The 16,799-nt window shown below is 69.7% G+C and carries 14 protein-coding genes; 5 read left to right on the top strand and 9 right to left on the bottom strand.

What is annotated here, in order from left to right; all coding sequences use genetic code 11:
* Positions 1-68: 68 nt before the first annotated feature.
* Positions 69-1,463 carry a class II fumarate hydratase gene (locus B141_RS0137465; RefSeq protein WP_020580300.1) on the bottom strand — a complete coding sequence of 465 codons (1,395 nt, stop codon included), beginning with the start codon at positions 1,461-1,463 and terminating at the stop codon, positions 69-71.
* A 51-nt stretch (positions 1,464-1,514) separates the two neighbouring features.
* Here B141_RS0137465 and B141_RS0137460 point away from each other — a divergent pair, with 51 nt between their 5' ends.
* Positions 1,515-2,753 (top strand): citrate/2-methylcitrate synthase, encoded by a 1,239-nt coding sequence (locus B141_RS0137460; protein ID WP_020580299.1) that lies wholly within the window; start codon positions 1,515-1,517, stop codon positions 2,751-2,753.
* A gap of 308 nt (positions 2,754-3,061) precedes the next feature.
* Here B141_RS0137460 and B141_RS0137455 read toward each other — a convergent pair whose 3' ends face one another.
* Together B141_RS0137455 and B141_RS44965 are read right to left on the bottom strand one after the other, a co-directional pair.
* The gene (locus B141_RS0137455) at positions 3,062-4,243 is read right to left on the bottom strand and encodes a citrate synthase/methylcitrate synthase (protein WP_020580298.1); all 1,182 of its coding nucleotides are present in this window, start codon (positions 4,241-4,243) and stop codon (positions 3,062-3,064) included.
* Positions 4,244-4,388: 145 nt separating this feature from the next.
* On the bottom strand, positions 4,389-5,150 hold the full coding sequence (locus B141_RS44965) for a spermine/spermidine synthase domain-containing protein (RefSeq protein WP_020580297.1): 762 nt from the start codon (positions 5,148-5,150) through the stop codon (positions 4,389-4,391).
* Positions 5,151-5,230: 80 nt separating this feature from the next.
* On the opposite strand from B141_RS44965, the gene B141_RS46670 reads away from it, so the two are divergent.
* Positions 5,231-5,839, top strand: a complete 609-nt coding sequence (locus B141_RS46670) for a hypothetical protein (RefSeq protein ID WP_020580296.1) — start codon at positions 5,231-5,233, stop codon at positions 5,837-5,839.
* A 124-nt stretch (positions 5,840-5,963) separates the two neighbouring features.
* Complete coding sequence (locus tag B141_RS0137440; RefSeq protein WP_020580295.1) at positions 5,964-6,599, top strand: DUF1707 SHOCT-like domain-containing protein; 636 nt, start codon at positions 5,964-5,966, stop codon at positions 6,597-6,599.
* A gap of 3 nt (positions 6,600-6,602) precedes the next feature.
* Here the strand turns inward: B141_RS0137440 and glpX are convergent, their stop codons facing one another.
* The 3 genes from glpX to xseA are packed head-to-tail and all read right to left on the bottom strand — an operon-like array spanning position 6,603 to position 9,167.
* Positions 6,603-7,649: a class II fructose-bisphosphatase gene (gene glpX, locus B141_RS0137435; RefSeq protein ID WP_020580294.1), complete on the bottom strand. Its 1,047-nt coding sequence runs from the start codon at positions 7,647-7,649 to the stop codon at positions 6,603-6,605.
* 18 nt (positions 7,650-7,667) lie between these two features.
* The gene (locus B141_RS0137430) at positions 7,668-7,904 is read right to left on the bottom strand and encodes an exodeoxyribonuclease VII small subunit (RefSeq protein ID WP_020580293.1); all 237 of its coding nucleotides are present in this window, start codon (positions 7,902-7,904) and stop codon (positions 7,668-7,670) included.
* A 36-nt stretch (positions 7,905-7,940) separates the two neighbouring features.
* Positions 7,941-9,167: an exodeoxyribonuclease VII large subunit gene (gene xseA, locus B141_RS0137425; protein WP_020580292.1), complete on the bottom strand. Its 1,227-nt coding sequence runs from the start codon at positions 9,165-9,167 to the stop codon at positions 7,941-7,943.
* 238 nt (positions 9,168-9,405) lie between these two features.
* Between xseA and B141_RS0137420 the strand changes: the two genes are divergently transcribed.
* Positions 9,406-11,328, top strand: a complete 1,923-nt coding sequence (locus B141_RS0137420) for a beta-N-acetylhexosaminidase (protein ID WP_020580291.1) — start codon at positions 9,406-9,408, stop codon at positions 11,326-11,328.
* Between the two features lie 87 nt (positions 11,329-11,415).
* On the opposite strand, the gene B141_RS0137415 is transcribed toward B141_RS0137420, so the two are convergent.
* Positions 11,416-12,063: a CatB-related O-acetyltransferase gene (locus B141_RS0137415; protein ID WP_020580290.1), complete on the bottom strand. Its 648-nt coding sequence runs from the start codon at positions 12,061-12,063 to the stop codon at positions 11,416-11,418.
* 251 nt (positions 12,064-12,314) lie between these two features.
* On the opposite strand from B141_RS0137415, the gene B141_RS0137410 reads away from it, so the two are divergent.
* The gene (locus B141_RS0137410; RefSeq protein ID WP_020580289.1) at positions 12,315-13,292 is read left to right on the top strand and encodes a 4-hydroxy-3-methylbut-2-enyl diphosphate reductase; all 978 of its coding nucleotides are present in this window, start codon (positions 12,315-12,317) and stop codon (positions 13,290-13,292) included.
* On the opposite strand, the gene B141_RS44955 is transcribed toward B141_RS0137410, so the two are convergent.
* Entirely contained in the window at positions 13,210-15,318 is a 2,109-nt protein-coding gene (locus B141_RS44955; RefSeq protein WP_157181586.1) for a DUF6542 domain-containing protein, read from the bottom strand. The genes B141_RS0137410 and B141_RS44955 overlap by 83 nt on opposite strands.
* A gap of 127 nt (positions 15,319-15,445) precedes the next feature.
* Positions 15,446-16,693: a DNA recombination protein RmuC gene (locus tag B141_RS0137400; protein ID WP_040423352.1), complete on the bottom strand. Its 1,248-nt coding sequence runs from the start codon at positions 16,691-16,693 to the stop codon at positions 15,446-15,448.
* Between the last annotated feature and the right edge of the window lie 106 nt (positions 16,694-16,799).

The raw sequence follows: 16,799 nt of genomic DNA, 5'->3' as shown, positions 1-16,799 counted from the left end.
CTGACCGTCGTCCACAGCCCCGATCGCTGTGGATAACGCACGCGATCCGCTTCGCGTTAAGCCCCACCTCAAGGGTGGGTCATGGAGAGAACGTCGAGCGCCTGGTCGAGCTGCTCCTCGGTGAGGTCGCCGCGTTCGACGTATCCCTGCTCGAGCACCACCTGCTTGATTGTCTTGCGCTCTGCCAGGGCGGTCTTGGCGATCTTGGCGGCGTTCTCATAGCCGATGTAGCGGTTGAGCGGGGTGACGACCGACGGCGAGCTCTCGGCGTATTCCTTGCAGCGTTCGACGTTGGCGGTGATGCCGTCGACCAGCCGGTCGGCGAACAGCACGCTGACGTTGCTCAGAAGCCGGATCGACTCAAGGAGGTTCTTGGCGATGACCGGCAGCATGACATTGAGTTCGAAGTCGCCCTGCGAGCCGCTGAACGCGACTGCCGCGTCGTTGCCGATCACCTGGGCCACGACCTGGCGGGCGGCCTCCGCGATCACCGGGTTGACCTTGCCCGGCATGATGCTGGAGCCCGGCTGCAGGTCGGGAAGGGCGATCTCGGCGAGGCCGGTGCGGGGCCCCGAGCCCATCCAGCGGATGTCGTTGGCGGCTTTGTAGAGCCCCACCGCGATCGTGCGCAGCTGACCGGACAGCTCGACCAGAGCATCGCGAGCGCCCTGCGCCTCGAAGTGGTCGCGCGCCTCGGTGAGGGGAAGACCCGTGGACGCCGCGAGCTCGGCGATGACCCTCGCGGCGAAGCCGGGCGGAGTGTTGATGCCGGTGCCCACCGCGGTGCCGCCGAGGGGAAGCTCAGCCACGCGGGGGAGGGTGGACTGGACGCGTTCGATGCCGTACCTGATCTGCGCTGCGTAGCCGCCGAACTCCTGGCCGAGCGTCACCGGGGTCGCGTCCATCAGGTGGGTACGCCCGGACTTCACCACGTCGGCGAACTCCTGGGCCTTGCGCTCGAACGCCTCGACCAGGTGGGTGAGCGCCGGGACGAGATCGTGCAGCACGGCGTTGGTGGCGGCGATGTGGATCGACGAGGGGAACACGTCGTTGCTGGACTGCGAGGCGTTGACGTGGTCGTTGGGGTGGACCGGCTGGCCGAGCGCGTCGGTGGCAAGGCTGGCCAGCACCTCGTTGGTGTTCATGTTGCTCGAGGTGCCCGAACCCGTCTGGAACACGTCGATCGGGAAGTGGTCGTCGTACCCACCCTCGGCCACCCGCGCGGCGGCCGCCTGGATCGCCTTGGCGAGGTCGTCGTCGATGACGCCGAGTTCGGCGTTGACCTTCGCGGCGGCCCCCTTGATGAGGGCGAGCGCCCGGATGTGCTGGCTTTCCAGGGTGGAGCCCGAGATGGGGAAGTTCTCCACCGCGCGTTGGGTCTGCGCCCGCCACAAGGCATGAGCGGGTACGCGGACCTCGCCCATCGTGTCGCGTTCGATCCGGTAGTCCTGATCCTCAGCCATGGCCTGACTCTATGACCTGGCGAACAGCTCACATGTGATGAGGTTGCCCGTGTGAACGACTCGTCGCGGTGGATCACGACCCACCAGGCCGCCGATCTGCTTGGTGTGAAAGCGGAAACGGTGTACGCCTACGTCAGTCGTGGCGTACTCCAGCGGCATCGCGGTGAGGATCGGCGTTCCTCCCGGTTTGACCGCGTTGAGGTCGAACGCCTCGCCCAGCGCAACCGGCGGGGCGGTCGGGCCGGAGCGCTGGAGGTCGTGATCGACACCGAGCTGACCCTGCTCGACCCCGAGGGTGGCTTGTACTACCGCGGGAACGATGCCACCGAGTTGGCCCGCACGCGACGGTTCGAGGAGGTCGCCGAACTCCTCTGGGCGCCGGGCTCGGACGATGCGGTCCGGCGGGGAGGTCGGCGTACCGCATCGTCCGAACCCTGGCCCACCAGGCCGGCCGCGGTCGACGTGGGCCGCCGGGCTCAGGACGCCCTTCCCGCGTCGGCGCGCGTGGTTGATCGGATGCGGGTCGTCGTGGCGGCGGTCGCGGCGACCGACCCGATGCGTGATGACCGGCGGCCAGCGGCGGTCGCGGCCACCGCACGTGCGCTCATCGCGGAGACGATCGAGTGCCTGCCAGAGCTCTCGCCGGTACGGGGCCTGTCGATCGCGGAGCGGCTGTGGTCGCGGTTGGCCGACCGGCCGCCCAGGCGTGGAGAGATCCGGGCGCTCGATGCGGCGTTGATCCTGATGGCCGACCACGAGCTGGCCGCGTCGACGTTCGCGGCCAGGGTTGCCGCGTCAGTGTGGGCCGATCCGTACCTCGTCGTCCTCACGGGTCTGGCCGCCGGTAGTGGTGCCCTGCACGGTGCGAGTGCGTCGGCCGTCGAGGCGCTCCTGCGTGAGGTACGGCGACCTGACGACGTACCCCGCCTCGTGGGTGAGCGGTTGCGGCGGGGGGAGGTGTTGCCGGGATTCGGTCATGCGGTCTATACGAGGCGGGACCCGCGCGCCGACGTGTTGCTCGAGCTGACCCGTGCGGCCGGGCGGCAAGGAAAGGTTGACGCTATCGCCGAGGAGCTGCTGACCGTGGTCGGCCGGCATGCGGGTCCTGCCCCGAACATCGACTTCGCGCTCGCTTTCCTCGCTGTCAAGTTTGGCTTGACGTCAGGAGCGAGTGAGGTGATCTTCCTGCTCGGGCGGATGGCCGGCCTGATCGCTCACGCGCTCGAGGAGTACCCGCACCGGCTGCGCTACCGGCCGCGGGCTCTCTATACCGGGCCGCCACCGCGATAGGGGACGGACGGGGTGGGGTTGCCTTGAATAGTCCTGAGTAAAACAAGAGAGGGGGGTTCCGTCGATGAACCTCGGGTCTCGTGAATGGACCGCCAGCCATTTCTTGATGGAGCCAGCGTTGAGTTGGGTCCTAAAACTGTAGACCGAAAGTCCGCGCGGTCTACAGTTTTAGGACCCAACTTGGCAAAGAGGAAGGGAGTGGAGAGTTTTCCGGGTCGGGACACGGAAAACTCTCCACTGTTTCGCCGGTTCGCTTGCGGCTCCGGCGAACCCGGACGCACTTCGGACAAGTCCAGCGTCCGGGTCTCCTAGGCGAGCGGTGGAAGCGGCCGCGGTGGCGGAGGGCCGGCGTACCTCGCACCCGGCCGGATGATTTTGCGCTCCCGGGCCTGCTCGAGCACGTGGGCGCACCAGCCGATGACCCGGCTGGACGCGAACGTCGGTGTGAACATCTCCCGCGGTAGCCCGCACAGCTCCATGACGACCCCGGCGTAGAACTCCACGTTGGTGTGGAGATCGCGGCCGGGCTTGAGTTCGGCGAGCAGCGCCAGGACGCACGCCTCGACCTCGACGGCAAACTCCACCAGGTCGCCGCCGAACTCCTCGGCGGTCGCGCGCAGCATCCGTGACCGCGGATCTTCCGTGCGGTAGACCGGGTGCCCGAACCCCATGATCCGGTCGCCCGCCTCGATCCGCGCGCGTACCCAGGGCTCGATCCGGTCCGGCGTACCGATCGCGTCCAAGGACTCCAGCGCCCGGCTCGGCGCGCCTCCATGCAGGGGACCCGACAACGCCCCGATCGCGCCGACCACGCAGGCCGCGACATCCGCGCCGGTGGACGCGATCACCCGGGCGGTGAACGTCGACGCGTTGAAGCCGTGGTCGATCGTCGAGACCAGGTAGCGCTCGATGGCCCGCGCCCGCATCGGATCGGGCTCCTCGCCGGTGAGCATGTAGAGATAGTTGGCGGCGTACGGCAGGTCGTCGCGCGGCTCGACGGGTTGCTCGCCGTGGGCGAGCCGGTGGAGGGCGGTGAGCAGCGTCGGCACCTGGGCGCAGATCCGCAGCGCGTCGAGGCGGCGGGTCGGCTCCTCGAGATCCCAGAGCGGGCGCAGATGCTGTGCGGAGCCAGCCAGCGAGAGTGCGGTACGGAGACCGTCGAGCGGGCTGGAGCTGGACCGGGCGATCGCCGGCAGGGCCGCGCGGACCTCAGGTGGCAGCTGCCGCAAGGGCACAACCAGGGCCATGAACTCCGCTCGCTGGTCGGCGGTGGGGAGCTCACCCTCGAACAGCAGGTGCCAGACGTCCTCGACCGTACGCTGCTCGGCCAGCTCGACCGCGGAGTACTGCCGGTAGTGGTAGAAACCCTCCAAACCGCGCACCTCGCCGATCGAGGTGTCGGTGACGGCGACGCCGGCAAGCCCTGGCGGCGCGGTGATGAGGCCGCTTTCGGGCTGGCCCGGCTGAGGCGGGATCACGGTGGACGACATGAGACCTCCCTTGTCTGACGAGAGGACTGTCGGACGGCGGGAGATATATTGTCAATGTTGATCGCATCAATGTATTGCGCTGCTGAGCGAGGGCCCGCGGTCAAAGGTGAGGAGCGTCACGAGCCTTCGCGGGTCGCTGGCGTGGTCAGGAAGGCATGGATCCTGTCGAGGTGGCGACGTAGAGGAAGTAGTCCAGCTCGCGACTTTCTCGGGGGATGGTCCGGTGCACCTCGCGGCAGGTGCCGAAGGTCCGCTCCAGCCGCTCCGCGAGGGCGGTGGCCCGCGCCGCCGACCAGACCGCGAGGACACCACCGAGCCGCAAGGTTTCCTTGACAGCGGCCAGGAACGGCGTCTCGTATACCTCGCTGTTCGCCAAGTGCACAAGGAAGTCTGGCCCGTTGTCCACGTCCAGCATGATGACGTCGGCGCTGGCGGCGGGCCGCGCGGGCAGCCAGTGGCGTACGTCGGCGAGATGGGTCTGGACGCGTACGTCGTCGAGCACGCCGGCGGTGGCCGGAACCACGCCAGCGCGGACCCACTCGATGACAGCCGGCTCGAGTTCGACGACGTGGAGGTGTTCGATCCGCTCGTCGGCCAGGAGTTCGCGGACGGTGAACCCCAGGCCAAGCCCGCCAACGACCACCGTGCGAGGGGCGACACGGGCATAGGCGAGCGCGCTCTCGGCGAGCAGGCGTTCCGTCGAGGTCTCGAGCGTGTCCATGACGAACGCGCCGTTCACGATCAGCTCGTAAACCTCGCCGTGCAAAGGATCGCGGCGGCGGCGCAGGGCGACGGATCCTCGCGGGGTCTCCTCCCGGGCGACCACCACCGGCCGGCCATCCTCGAACGGCTCGATGATCGTGCCGGGCCCGCTGGTCACGCCGGGATCGAAGTCGCTGAACGCCACCGATCCAGCCTAGAGGTCGCGGCGATAGGGGCGCGGTCGCGCGGATTAGGGCGGTGCGCAGGCAAGCTAGCCTTGCCCGGATGTCGATCAACCCGGCCGCCGCGGCGCTCGTCATCCGATTATCAGCCGGGACCCGCCGAAGGCCCTTCGTCCTCGCGCCGATCTGTGCCGCCACGATCCTCGTTCCGGCAGCGGGGATCGGTGGGGTGACGGCGTTCGCCGTAGCGGCCGCGGTCGTCGCGGTTCTTTCGATTCCAGGCTTTCTCTACGTGTACCGCACGCGGGTCATCGTCACCGACGCCGAGTTCGGCCGGGTTGGGCTACTCGGCCGACCTCGTATGCGCCGCCGCGCCGACGCCGGGTCGGTGGTACGAGCCACGCTTCCGCCCCTGAGGGGAATGACGGGCCCGTACCACAACGTGTTCATCTGCGACGTGGCTGGAAAGCCCCTGCTGCGGCTGCACACCGGCACCTTCGCCCCGAGCGACCTCGACCGGTTCGTCGCCCGGCTCGGCCTACCGGTACGCGAAATCGAGGGCGTGATCACTCCCGCCCGGCTCGGCGAGATCCATCCCGGAATCGTGCCGTGGTGGGAACGCCGGCCGGTCACGGCCGCGCTGGTCTTGATCTTGGCGATTCTCGCTGCCGTCCTTCTGGGCGTGCCTTTGGTCGCTTTCCTTCGCGCCTGAGGCGAGGGGTTCGTACACATAGCAGGAACGAACGCCGCATCCGGCGACCCGACCGGCTAGCCTCAGATGCCGTAGACAGCACCAAGCCGCATCATCGGGCGGCCGAGCCAAGGGGAGCGGACCCATGGAAAGTGGCGGGTGGCCGGCGGCGGGTTCGGGAGACCTGCGCGCTTCCGACGCGGACCGCGACCATACCGCGGAGATCCTCCGCGAGGCCGCGGCCGAGGGGCGCATCGACCTCGGTGAACTCGAGGTTCGGTTGGAGCGGACGTTCGCCGCCAAGACCTACGCCGAACTCGCCCCGCTGACCGCCGACCTGCCCCTCGGGGATGGCGCGGACTCACGAAGCCCCGCCGCGCGGCCCGGTAGTGGCTACCACCCGCTCACCCAGCCCGGACCCAACGAGATCAACGCGGTGCTCAGCGAGCAGAACGTCACGGGCCGCTGGCTGGTGCCCAGGCGACTGACGGCGCGGGCCCTGATCGGTCAGGTCACGCTGGACCTCACCGAGGCCGACATCCCGCACGAGGTCATCCTCGACGTTCAGGTCGGCCTCGGCCAGCTGACCCTGATCGTGCCCGACGACATCGCGGTGGAGTTCGAGCACGGGACGACGGTCCTCGGGGAGCGTAAGAACAAATCCCATGGTCGACCCGGACCGGGGACCCCACTGATCCGGGTACGCGGCATCGTCATCGTCGGCGAGTTGATCGCCCGCCCTCCGAAGCGCCGCCGCTGGTTCAAGCGCGCCGGCGGTTGAGCCCTAGCAGGCGCGTTCGAAGTCGATGGTGGAGTACGCCCGAAGCTTCGCCAACGCGTGCTCGGACATGATCGACCGGATGGTCCCGCTGCGGGACCGCATCACCAGGGAGTGGGTGTTGGCGCCGTCGCCGTGGTAGCGGACGCCGCGAAGGAGCTCCCCGTCGGTGATGCCGGTCGCGACGAAGAACACGTCCTCGCTCTGGACGAGATCGTCGGTCGTGAGCACGCGCTCCATGTCGTGGCCGGCGTTGATCGCCTTCTGGCGTTCGGCATCATCGCGCGGCCACAGCCGACCCTGGATCATCCCGCCGATGCACTTCATGGCGCAGGCGGCGATGATCCCTTCGGGCGTACCACCGATCCCGACGAGCAGGTCGACACCGGTGTCGGGCCGGGCGGCCATGATCGCGCCGGCGACGTCGCCGTCGGTGATGAACTTGATCCGGGCCCCGGTTTCGCGGATCTCCCGGACGAGGTTTTCGTGCCGCGGCCGGTCGAGGATGACAACCGTGACGTCCTCGGGGTCCTCGTGCTTGGCGCGGGCGACTCGGCGGATGTTCTCGCTCACCGGCGCGGTGATGTCGATGACGTCGGCGGCCTCGGGGCCGGTCGCGAGCTTCTCCATGTAGAACACCGCGGACGGGTCGTACATCGCACCGCGCGGGGCGACCGCGAGGACCGAGACGGCGTTGCTCATCCCTTTTGCCGTGAGTGTGGTGCCGTCGATCGGATCCACGGCGACGTCACACTCGGCACCGTCGCCGGAGCCGACCTCCTCGCCGTTGTACAACATCGGGGCGTTGTCCTTCTCGCCCTCGCCGATGACGACGACGCCGCGCATGCTCACTGAGGCGATCAGGGTCCGCATCGCGTTGACGGCCGCCTGGTCGGCACCGTTCTTGTCACCCCGGCCGACCCACCGTCCGGCGGCCATCGCGGCGGCCTCGGTGACACGGACGAGTTCGAGGGCGAGGTTGCGGTCGGGGGCACCGCCGTCGGTACGCAGCGGGGGCGGTACGGCGTCGGATTCGAGTTTCGGGTCGGCCATGCGCTGTGCCCCTCCTGCTCAGTCTTCCTCGGCGAGATCCTCGACCTCGTCAGCTGGCGCTGCCGTCCGGGCCGCTTCCAGCCGAACCCGCGCGCCGTCCAGCCAGGCTTGACACACCTTCGCGAGCTCCTCGCCGCGCTCCCACAGGCGCAGGGACTCCTCCAGGGTGGTCCCGCCCGCTTCGAGCCGGCGTACGGCCTCGACGAGTTCGTCACGTGCCTGCTCGTAGGAGAGTGCGGTCTGCGGCTCGCTCACAACTCAGCACCCTATCCAGGACGCTCCGCATCAGCCCTACCCGAGGGTTTCCCCGTCCGCGCGTACTTCTACCGGGAACCTGCCACCCGCGACCCGGGCGTCGAGGACCTCCCCGGGTACGACCTCGGACGGATCCCGGACAGCGGCGCCGTCCGTCTTCTGTAGGACGGCGTACCCGCGTTCGAGGGTGGCCTTGGGGGAGAGCGCACGGACCCGCGCGAGCTGGTGGTCGAGGTTGTCCTCGGCCCGGTCGAGGACTTGGGCGAGGTAACGGCGGGAGCGGTCCCGCAACGCGGCGATCTCCTCCGACCGCCGCCCGATCTCGCGTTGTGGGTCACTGAGCGCGGAACGCGCCCGGAGTGCGTGGAGGGCCGAGAGCTCCCGGTCGAGCCAGCTGGCCAGGATCTGGCGGCCGCGGGTACGAAGCTGGTCGATCCGGGCAACCTCCTCGCCGACGTCCGGGACGATCCGCCGGGCCGCGTCGGTGGGTGTGGAGGCGCGTACGTCGGCCACCAGATCCAGCAGCGGCATGTCCTGCTCGTGGCCGATGGCGCTCACCACCGGCGTACGACACTGTGCCACGGCCCGGATCATGCCCTCGTCGGAGAAGGGCAGCAGGTCTTCGACCGAGCCGCCACCCCGGGCCACGACGATCACGTCGACGTCAGGCTCGGTGTCCAGCCGCCGGAGCGCCTCGATCACCTGGGCCGCGGCCTGCGGACCCTGGACGGCGACGTTCTCCACCCGGAAGCTGACCGCTGACCACCGGCGCCGGGCGTTCTCCAGTACGTCGTGCTCGGCGGCGGAGCCCCGCCCGCACACCAGGCCGACCTTCCGGGGCAGGAACGGCAGGCCGCGCTTGCGCTCCCGGGCGAACAGCCCTTCGGCGGCGAGCAGGCGCTTCAGGCGCTCCAGCCGGGCCAGGAGTTCGCCGAGCCCGACCGGCCGGATGTCGGAGGCGGCGAGGGAGAGGGACCCGCGGGGCACGTAGTAGACCGGCCGGGCCTGAACGACCACCCGGGCGCCCTCGATCACCGGTGGGTCAACGATGTCGAAGACCCGGCGCGGGCAGGTCACCTGGATGGAGATGTCGGCGACGGGATCGCGCAGGGTGAGGAAGACCGTGGTGGTTCCGGGCCGGCGGGTGAGTTGCGCGACCTGCCCCTCGACCCACACCGCGCCGAGCCGCCCGATCCACTGGCCGATCAGGTTCGCGATCTGGCGTACAGGTGCCGGCTTTTCGGGGGACGTCTCCAGGGCCATGACCGGCAGCCTAGAAGTTCCCCGGGAGACGGCGGCGCCGGACTCGCGTGGCACCGCACTCGCGTGGCACCCCCGCGCCCGCTCTTACGGATGGGCGCCGGATTCCATTCAGATGTCGCCTGACCGAATCCGGGCGTGACGGTGATCTGTAACAGAACGCCGGCAGGCTGGACGCCGGCGCCTGCATTACCGTGGCAGCCGCGTCCGCGCCCTACGACGAGACAGGACCCCGTGCACGATGAACCCAGCTGCAACCACCGGGGCGACCGCCCTGTCACTCCTGCCCTGCCCGCGGACCGCGGATCTCGACCCCGGGCACTGCAGCCTCACCGCTGACCCGATCGCCGGCCCGGCGTCGCAGCGGCGGATCGTCATCGAGGCGGCCGACGCGGGCGAGTTGCTCGCGACCGCTCGGCGGTTGCGGGACGCCATCCGTACCATCGCCGGGGTCGACTGGGAGATCTCCGCGACCACGGTCGGCCCGGCGCACGAGGTGGGCGCGATCCTGCGGCTGAACCCCGACAGCGCCGTACCCGACCAGGGGTACGAACTCTCCATCACACCCGAGCGCCTGCTCGTCGAGGCCGGGACCCCGCAGGGCGTCTTCTACGGCGTCTGCACCCTCATCCAGGTCATCGAGCAGTCCGCGCCGGAGCTGCCGTGCCTGCGCATCTCCGACTGGCCCGACCACGCCGCTCGTGGAGTCATGCTCGACGTGAGCCGGGACAAGGTCCCGACGATGGAGACGGTGTACGCGCTCATCGACCTGCTCGCCGGCTGGAAGATCAACCAGATCCAGCTCTACACCGAGCACACCTTCGCCTACCGCCGCCACCCGGAGGTCTGGGCGAACGCCTCACCGTTCACCGGCGAGGAGATCCTGGCTCTGGACGCGTACTGCAAGGAACGCCACATCGAGCTGGTCCCCAACCAGAACTCCTTCGGCCACATGCACCGCTGGCTGGAGCTGCCGAGGTACGCCCCACTCGGCGAGGTCAGCGAGGGCTTCGTGACGCCGTGGGGCGAGATGCGCGGACCGTTCAGCCTGGCGCCGGGCGACCCGGGCAGCCTCGAGCTGGTCAAGGAGCTGTACGACGAACTCCTCCCGCACTTCTCGAGCAAGCAGTTCAACGTCGGGTGCGACGAAACCTTCGACCTCGGCCAGGGGCGCACCAAGGAGCTCTGCGAGGAGCAGGGGACCGGCCGGGTCTACCTCGACTTCCTGCTGAAGATCTACGCGGAGGTCACCGCCCGCGGCTACACCATGCAGTTCTGGGGCGACATCATCGAGCAGCACCCGGAGCTGATCCCGGAGCTGCCGAAGGACGCGGTGGCGCTCGGGTGGGGCTACGAGGCGGACCACCCGTTCGGGACGCTGTGCGAGAGGTACGCCGCCGCGGGTGTGGCGTTCTACACCTGTCCGGGAACGTCGTCATGGAACAGCATCGCCGGCCGGAGCAAGAACGCCCTCGGCAACCTACTCAGCGCCGCGGAGAACGGCCTGCGGCACGGCGCGACCGGTTACCTCATCACCGACTGGGGCGACCGCGGCCACTGGCAGGTGCTGCCGGTCAGCTACCTGGGGTACGCGGCGGGTGCGGCGTACTCCTGGGATCTTGAGTCCAACCGCGACCTCGACGTCGCGGAGGCGACGAGCTGGCACGCGTTCAAGGACCCGACGGGGTCGCTCGGGCGGCTGGCGTACGACCTCGGCAACGTCTACACCAAGGTCGGGATCGAGCCGCACAACTCCTCGGTGCTGTTCTGGATCCTGCAGTCCAGCATGGAGAAGCTTGCGACCAACACCCACGCGTACGGCCCGCGCGTGGGCGAGCTCAGCCCCGACACGCTCCGCGAGTCGCTCGCGGCAGTCGACGAGGCGATGGGGGTGCTCGACGCCGCTCAGTCGACCGCTGCGGACGCGGAGCTGGTGAGGGAGGAGTTCCTCAACACCGCGCGGCTGCTGCGGCACGCCTGCCGGCGCGGGCTGTTGGCTCTCGGTGCCGAGGGTGGTGACGACGTACGCCGGGAGCTGGCGGCCGACCTCGAGGGGATCATCGAGGAGTACAACCGCCTGTGGCTGGCACGCAACCGGCCCGGCGGCCTCTCCGACAGCGTGCGGCGCCTGGAGAACCTCCGGCCCGACTACGCCGACGCCTGACCGGCGTACACCCGACTGTTTCGGATGTTGAGAAATCGGGGCGAAGCTGGAGTTGTCATAGGTTTCTCGGCTAAGAGACCGAGATACCTATGACAACTCCGTGGCGGCGGCCTCGAGGTCGTCGATGCTCCCGGACATGATCGTGCGGATGTGCTCGGTGATGCGCTGAGGCGGCCAGTCCCACCAGGCCAGCTCCAGAAGGCGGGTGACGTCCTCCTCGCTGTAGCGGCGGCGGATGAGCCTTGCCGGGTTGCCACCGACGATGCCGTAGTCGGGGACGTCGTCGACGACGACCGAACCCGAAGCGATGATCGCTCCGTTGCCGATACGGGCGCCGGGCATCACCAGGGCGCGATACCCGAGCCACACGTCGTTGCCCACCACGGTGTCACCGCGTCCGGGTAGGCCGGTGAGGAGATCGAAGTGCTCGACCCAGGAACCCCCCATGATCGGGAAAGGGAAGGTTGACGGGCCGTCCATGCGGTGATTCGCGCCGTTCATGATGAACCGCACGCCTGTGCCCAGTGCGCAGAACTTCCCGATGATCAGCTTCTCCGGCCCGTAGTGATACAGCACGTTGCGGGTCTCGAACGCGGTCGGATCATCCGGGTCGTCGTAGTAGGAGTACTCCCCGACCTCGATCAGCGGAGAGGTGACCAGCGGTTTCAGCAGCACCACCCGGGGCTGCTCGGGCATCGGATGCACCGCGGTCGGATCGGCGGGTACTACTGGCATCACGAATCACCTTCCCGCAGGCTATGGAGCCTCGCGATGTGCGGAGTAGGAGGTCGCGCGACCTCCAACGGCACGATGATCGCAAGATCCCGGCCTGCCCGCGCGACCGCGAGGACGCTGATCTCGCGTCAACGATCAGTTGTGGGTCCGCGACGGTCCGTGGAGGCGGCGCGGCGCCAGTCGTGACGCTGGCCACAGGCCCACGGCTCATCCCCGCCAGGCGGCGAGCTTCACCCGACACGGACCCTACGATGAAGGGCATGACGTCGACGGAACGCCGAGTCCTGCTCGCTGCCCCCCGGGGCTACTGCGCCGGGGTCGACCGGGCGGTGATCACGGTCGAGAAGGCTCTCGACCTGTATGGCCCGCCGGTCTACGTCCGCAAGCAGATCGTCCACAACAAGCACGTCGTTCACACGCTCGAGGAACGCGGGGCGATCTTCGTCGACGAGCTTGACGAGGTGCCCGAGGAGGCCACCGTCGTCTTCTCCGCGCACGGCGTCTCGCCGGCGGTTCACGCCCAGGCGCAGGAGCGTTCGCTCAAGACCATCGACGCCACCTGTCCGTTGGTCACGAAGGTGCACCACGAGGCCAAGCGGTTCGCTCACGACGAGCTGGACATTCTGCTCATCGGGCACGCCGGCCACGAGGAGGTCGAGGGGACCTCCGGTGAGGCGCCGGACCACATCCAGCTCGTGGAGGGCCCGGACGACGTCGACCGGCTCGAGGTCCGCGATCCCTCGAAGGTCGCCTGGCTGTCCCAGACCACCCTCTCGGTGGACGAGACGATGCAGACCGTCGAACGGCTCCGCCAGAAGTTCCCGCTACTGCTCGACCCGCCGAGCGACGACATCTGCTACGCCACCCAAAACCGCCAGCTCGCCGTCAAGGAGATCGCCCGCGAGGCCGACCTCGTGATCGTCGTCGGCTCGGCCAACTCCTCCAACTCCGTACGCCTCGTCGAGGTCGCCCTCGAAGCCGGCGCCCGCGCGTCGTACCGCATCGACAACGCTGATGAGATCGACGACTCCTGGCTCGACGGCGTCACGGTTGTGGGGGTCACGAGCGGTGCGAGCGTGCCAGACGCGCTCGTCCAGGGCGTTCTCGACCTGCTGGGAGAGCGCGGCTTCCCGTCGGCGGAAGAGGTCAGGACGGCCGACGAGAGCCTGATCTTCGCGCTGCCCCCCGAGCTGCGGAAGGATCTTCGCGCGGCGGCTCCTCCTCGATGACCTCATCATCTGCCCGCGGTTGACCGAGCGCGACGCGAAGCGCGATCGTGCCGAGCGTCAGTGCGCAGGCGGCCACGAGCGTCCACGACTCCGAGGCGAGCCCGGCCAGGACGGCTGCGAACGGCGACGCCGTACTGCTCAGCCTCTCCGGTGCCAGTACGCCGACCCCGACGAACGTCGCCAGCGCGGCGAGCGGCGGGAGCACCCCCGCGGTGAAGACGGCCGAACGGCGGATACCCGCGGCCACGCCGAACGCCGTCAGGGCGAAGCACAGGCTGAACAACACGCCGAGCCGCCCGGTCACCGTGAGGTCCAGGAAGGCGGCACCCAGTCCGCTGCCGATGGCGACCACGATCGCGAGCGGGGCGGACATGCCCGTCTCGCGGGGCCGCCGCTCCCGGCGTGGCCGATCCTCGGTGCGCCGCGCCCGCATGGAGCGGCTCCCGTTGTCCTCGGGCGGGACCGGTGGGCTGGGCGGTGCCTGCCTGGATTGGGCGGGGGACATACCGGTGGCGGGAGGCATGGCAGGCTCGAGTGGGGGTCGAGACTCCGCCTGGTCCGCGAAACCCTGGTCGCGCTGGCCCCGGTGCCCGCGAGGTCGTAGCGGGTCGAGATGGTCGCCGTCGGGGCTTCGACTGGGGCGAATCTCATCGCTGGCCCAATCGGCCGAGGCGGCGCTGGCCAGCCCGGCCGAGGGATCGGGGGCCTGCCCGGCCGAGGCGGAGGAAGTCAGCGGATCGGCGGTGAGACCGTCGCCAGCAGGTGGCCATCCGCTCCAGCGGTCCTGGCGTGGTGGTGAGCCGGCGACCCCGCTGTCGGGTATGGCTCCGGTGAGCGGGTCACCGATCGGTGTCGGCAGGTCGTCGAACCGCTCGGCGTGCCCGGCGTACCCGGGAAGGTCCACGAACATATCCGTTGCCGGGGCCTCCAGACGCGGGTTCGAAGCGTCGACGTCGGGCCGCGGGAGGTCGTAGTCGGACCGCCCACCGTGGCGTCCGTCGCTCGTGGAGCCCTCTCCCGCGAGCAGGTCGTACGCCGAGCCGTCCTGCCAGCTTTCTGAAGGCTGGTGCCACGGCGGACTCTCAGTCGGCAGGTGCCATGGCGAACTCTCGTTCGGCGTGTTCCACAGGGGATCGGAGCCTGCGTTCGGATGCGGGGTCTCCTCCCAGCGGGGCGCGGAGTTCGTGACGGGAGGATCCTCGGGAACGGGATCCGTCGCACGGCGCCGCCGTCCACCGGACGGTCGGCTCGGCGGATCCTGCGGCGGCGGGGTGACCGGAGACTCCTGCCAGCGGGCCGCCGCGAAGCGTTCGGAGGCCAGTTCGTCGTGGTGGCCTGGGAGGGCCAGGCCTCCCCCGCGCCGGCCGTCCTTCGGCAGCGGCGGCAACACCTCGTCGTCGAAGTCGTCAGTCGGGTCGAACGTGGGTGGCCGTGCCGCCGCCGACCGCGGTGCGGGCCCGAGGGAGTCGGGCGTCGAGACAGCGCGGGCCCGCCGTCCGCCGCTCCCTGTCGATCCGCGCAGTGTCGATTCGCTCCCTGTCGATTCGTTCCGTGGTGGGGCTTCGTCCGCCGCTGACGGCCGAGGGTTGGATCCGCGTACCCGGCGACCGCTGGACATCCCAGGCGCGGGGGCCGGCGGCATGGACGGATGCTCGGCCGGCTGCTGTTCGACGGCCGGCCGCTGCGCTACGGGAGGGTGGTGCTCGATGGGTGGGAGCGCGGCGCGGCGCCCACCGACCGTCGGCGGCGGCGGTGTCGGCGTCTCCGATGCGGGAGCGGCCCGCCGGCCACGAGCGCGTGTGGACGGATCGGCGGGGGTGTTGGTGTGGTGGTGCGGCGACGGTTCGGAAGTCGCGGCACGACGTCCCGGTGATGAGGAGAACGCGTCACGGCCTTGCTGGCCGCGGCTCTGAGCGTCCTGGCCGTCGAAATCGGCACCGTCGGCAACGGCGGTGTGGTCGGGTCTGCGACGAGCGCCCTCGGTGCGCCGGTCGGGTGGTGCGGCGTCCCTCAAGGGTGGGGGCACCGATGACCCGTCCTCCCACCTCGACTCCCGCACCCCTGCACGATATTGCCCCACCCACTGCCGCGTCACCCGGCTGAGACTAAGAGATCACGCGGATGGGGAAAGTCGCGGGCTGTATCGCGCCCGGCTAGGCGCTGTCTCCCACCCGGCGTACGGCCCGAGCTTCCGCGGCCGAGGCGACGAGTTCGGCGGCCGCGAGTGGGCGTACGGCGCGGTCGACCGGGGCCGGACTGGTCAGATCGTCGTTCGTCACCTTGAGCTCGTGCAGCCGGCGGGCGGTCACCATCACGCGGGTCTCCAGCGAACCCACCGCTTCGTTGTACGTGTCGACCGCTCCGGTCAGCGAACGCCCGAGCCGGTCGAGGTGCCTGCCCATCCGGCCCAGGCGTTGGTAGAGCTCGCGGCCGAGTTCGAAGACCTCGCGGGCGTTGTGGCTCAGAGCCTGCTCGGTCCAGGCGTACGCAACCGTGCGGAGCAGCGCGATGAGGGTCGTGGGTGTGGCGAGGATCACCCGGCGTTCGGCGGCGTATTCCAGCAGTCCCGGATCGGCCTCCAGGGCATGGGAGAGGAACGACTCGCCCGGCATGAACAGAACGACAAACTCCGGCGTCGCGGGCAGGCGCCGCCAGTACGCCTTGCCAGCCAGGGCGTCGACGTGGGCGCGGACCTGTCGCGCGTGTCCGGCGAGTCCCTTGGTGCGGGTGGCGTCGTCGGTCGCCTCGGCCGCGTCGAGGAACGCCTCCAGCGGCACCTTGGCGTCGACGACCACATGCTTGCCGCCAGCCAGGTGGACCACGAGGTCAGGCCGCTGGATGCCATCGACGTCGCCGTCGGTGTTGACCGCCGTGTGCTGGAAGCTGACGTCGGTGTGGTCGACCAACCCGGCGAGTTCGGTGGCCCGGGCGAGGTGCAGCTCACCCCAGCGGCCGCGTACCTGCGGCTTGCGGAGCGCGGTGGCCAGCGCGGCGGTTTCCCGGCGCAGGGCCTCGCCGCTCAGGCGTACGGCGTCGATCTGCTCCCGGAGCGTGGACTGCAGCGCGACCCGGGACTCCTCCAACTCCCGCAGCCGCGCGTCGAACCGGTCAAGGCTCTCCTTCACCGGCGCGACGACCGTCTCGGCGGCGCGCATGCGGGCATCGGTGAGGTCGAGCAGGTGCCGGCTCGACTGCGCCATCGCATCGGCCGACGCCACCCTGAACTGCTCGGCGAGGGTACGCCGGTCGGCCGTCAGCTCCGCGAGTCGACCTTCGGCGGCATCCCGCTCGGCGGTTGTGCGGGCCACCGTCTCCGCGATCCGGACACGGACCAGCAGAGCGCCGATCGCCACGCCCACGGCGAGGCCGACGACGAACGTGAGGAAGATCGTGCCGTTCATGGGTTCCACTTTGTCGGTGACCACCGACAGGTCCTGTCTCCCGCGCCGGTGCCGTCCTCACTTGGCACCGACCGCTCCGCTCGCTCGGCGTCGAACGGCTCTGGGT

It is taken from the genome of Actinopolymorpha alba DSM 45243 (assembly GCF_000373925.1).
Taxonomy (GTDB): domain Bacteria; phylum Actinomycetota; class Actinomycetes; order Propionibacteriales; family Actinopolymorphaceae; genus Actinopolymorpha; species Actinopolymorpha alba.
The sequence above is the reverse complement of the archived record's forward strand: the minus strand, read 5'-3'. Positions and strand labels throughout refer to the sequence as shown.

Coding starts and splice junctions, on each gene's coding strand:
- B141_RS0137465 (WP_020580300.1), bottom strand. CDS start 1,463: ATGGCTGAGGATCAGGACTACCGGATCGAACGCGACACGATGGGCGAG.
- B141_RS0137455 (WP_020580298.1), bottom strand. CDS start 4,243: ATGTCGTCCACCGTGATCCCGCCTCAGCCGGGCCAGCCCGAAAGCGGC.
- B141_RS46670 (WP_020580296.1), top strand. CDS start 5,231: ATGTCGATCAACCCGGCCGCCGCGGCGCTCGTCATCCGATTATCAGCC.
- B141_RS0137440 (WP_020580295.1), top strand. CDS start 5,964: ATGGAAAGTGGCGGGTGGCCGGCGGCGGGTTCGGGAGACCTGCGCGCT.
- glpX (WP_020580294.1), bottom strand. CDS start 7,649: ATGGCCGACCCGAAACTCGAATCCGACGCCGTACCGCCCCCGCTGCGT.
- xseA (WP_020580292.1), bottom strand. CDS start 9,167: ATGGCCCTGGAGACGTCCCCCGAAAAGCCGGCACCTGTACGCCAGATC.
- B141_RS0137420 (WP_020580291.1), top strand. CDS start 9,406: ATGAACCCAGCTGCAACCACCGGGGCGACCGCCCTGTCACTCCTGCCC.
- B141_RS0137415 (WP_020580290.1), bottom strand. CDS start 12,063: ATGCCAGTAGTACCCGCCGATCCGACCGCGGTGCATCCGATGCCCGAG.
- B141_RS0137410 (WP_020580289.1), top strand. CDS start 12,315: ATGAAGGGCATGACGTCGACGGAACGCCGAGTCCTGCTCGCTGCCCCC.
- B141_RS0137400 (WP_040423352.1), bottom strand. CDS start 16,693: ATGAACGGCACGATCTTCCTCACGTTCGTCGTCGGCCTCGCCGTGGGC.